Origin of the sequence: Streptomyces sp. NPDC056222, assembly GCF_042264065.1 — a bacterium.
Taxonomy (GTDB): domain Bacteria; phylum Actinomycetota; class Actinomycetes; order Streptomycetales; family Streptomycetaceae; genus Streptomyces.
Window position 1 is genome coordinate 1 of the sequence record NZ_JBHJTL010000205.1, and the last position, 1710, is coordinate 1710.

At 64.0% G+C, this 1710-nt stretch carries 1 protein-coding gene and 1 pseudogene; both read right to left on the minus strand.

Features of this window, described 5'->3' with window-relative positions; translation table 11 throughout:
* Nucleotides 1-519, minus strand: a pseudogene (locus ACFC0D_RS38470) (IS5 family transposase); the annotation flags it as partial.
* Between the two features lie 228 nt (nt 520-747).
* Nucleotides 748-1629 (minus strand): hypothetical protein, encoded by an 882-nt coding sequence (locus ACFC0D_RS38475; RefSeq protein WP_376446754.1) that lies wholly within the window; start codon nt 1627-1629, stop codon nt 748-750.
* Between the last annotated feature and the right edge of the window lie 81 nt (nt 1630-1710).

The window sequence follows — 1710 nt, forward strand, 5'->3', positions numbered from 1 at the left end:
AAATGTGGGGAATGGCGTCCAGCAGGGGTATCAGTTGGGTGACGTCGTGGCGGTTTCCGCCGGTCAACGTGATGGCGAGCGGGGTGCCGTGAGCGTCGGTGATGGCATGGTGCTTCGAGCCGGGCCGGGCGCGGTCGACCGGGCTCGGCCCGGTTTTGGGCCGCCCGACGGGGCCTGGCGGTGCGAGCCGTCGATCACCGCCCGGGACCAGTCGAGCTTCCCGGCGCGGTGCAGCTCGGTCAGCAGTACCTGGTGCAGCTGGTCCCACACGCCGGCCTCGTGCCAGTCCCGCAGCCGACGCCAGCAGGTCATCCCGGAGCCGAAGCCGAGCTCGTGTGGCAGCCACTCCCACTGGATCCCGGTGTGCAACACGAACAGGATGCCCTGCAGGCAGCGGCGATCATCCAGCGGCAGCCGTCCGGCATTGCGTGCGCGGCGCTGCCTGACCGGCAGCAGCGGCTCGATTCGCCCCCACAGGTCATCCGACACCACCCACGGCGGACCGTTCCCCTTCCCCATGCCTCGTTCAACGAACGCTCAAGGAAGGGGACATGGCTTCAGCGGAGCCTTCTGTTGGCTCCTCTTAAAGCTGAGCAACGATGACAACCGCCCTCTTCTCAGCCGCAGGTCAGTTGATTGATCGGTTAGATGTCCGCACGGCGGAGGCTCGGCGTGTCACTTCTTCTGCTGATTGCCATCGTGCGGACTATGACGAACTGGTCGGCATCCGTCGTCATGGGGTCCACTTCAAAAGGTCACGGAGAAGAAGACCGCCAAATTCCGCATCCAGGCATTGGCGTAGGACCACGCGAATAGCCCGTCGCCGGAGTCGACGACGACAGCCGTGCCGGTCAGAGTCACATGAAAGATCTGTCCCGCGGCCAAGGCGACTGTCGTCTCGATGTCGGGGGTATAGATCGTGTCGCCGTACGCACCCTCCGCGCTCGTCTGAGAGGTGTGCTTCCAAAGCCTGACGGTCCGCCGGCCCTGGGGCAGCACCGACCCGGATCCATCCTGCACGAGCATCTCGCACCAGCCCTCAGTGTGGGCCGAAAGCCCAAAGCCGGTGAGTTTCCACCAGTATTCGTACTCCAGCAAAGGCGCGATGCGGGCAAACCCACCGTTCACCGCCTGCAGCGCCATGCTCACACCCGCGGTGGCGACGCGATAGCCCCCGGCTCCGACTCCTTGCCCATGGGAAACGCCGAAGCTTCCGGTCCTCACGTCGGAAGACGCTGCGGCGCCATGCCCTTGTGTGGGCTGGAGTACCTGCCAGTCGTAGTGCGGCCCAAAGAGGTTGAGCCCGGGCCTTGCCGGATGCACCATGCCCATGCGACCACTGAGGAAGTGAGTTCCCCGCACCGCTGCAGGCTTGGCTGCCTTGATCGCCTCCTGATTCAGCGTCGTAAGTTCCTTGACTGCCGCCAAAGCATTCGGATCCTGTTGGATCAGTTGCCCCATAGGAGCGAACGCCTTGCGCTCGGCTTCGATCATCCGCTCGGAGATGCCTGCCGCAGGCTGAGCCTGCGCCTCGATCAACCGGCTGATCTCTTCCTGATGGCGATCAGGAAGCTTCTGAGTAGTGCTCTCGACGCGCCGTACGATCAGTTCAGAATCGTCTTGATCCATACTCCGAGCATGTTGCCTCCGGAACGCAAGGCAAGTCGGATCGTCTGAATGGGCCCCTGCTGGACGCCATTCCCCACATTC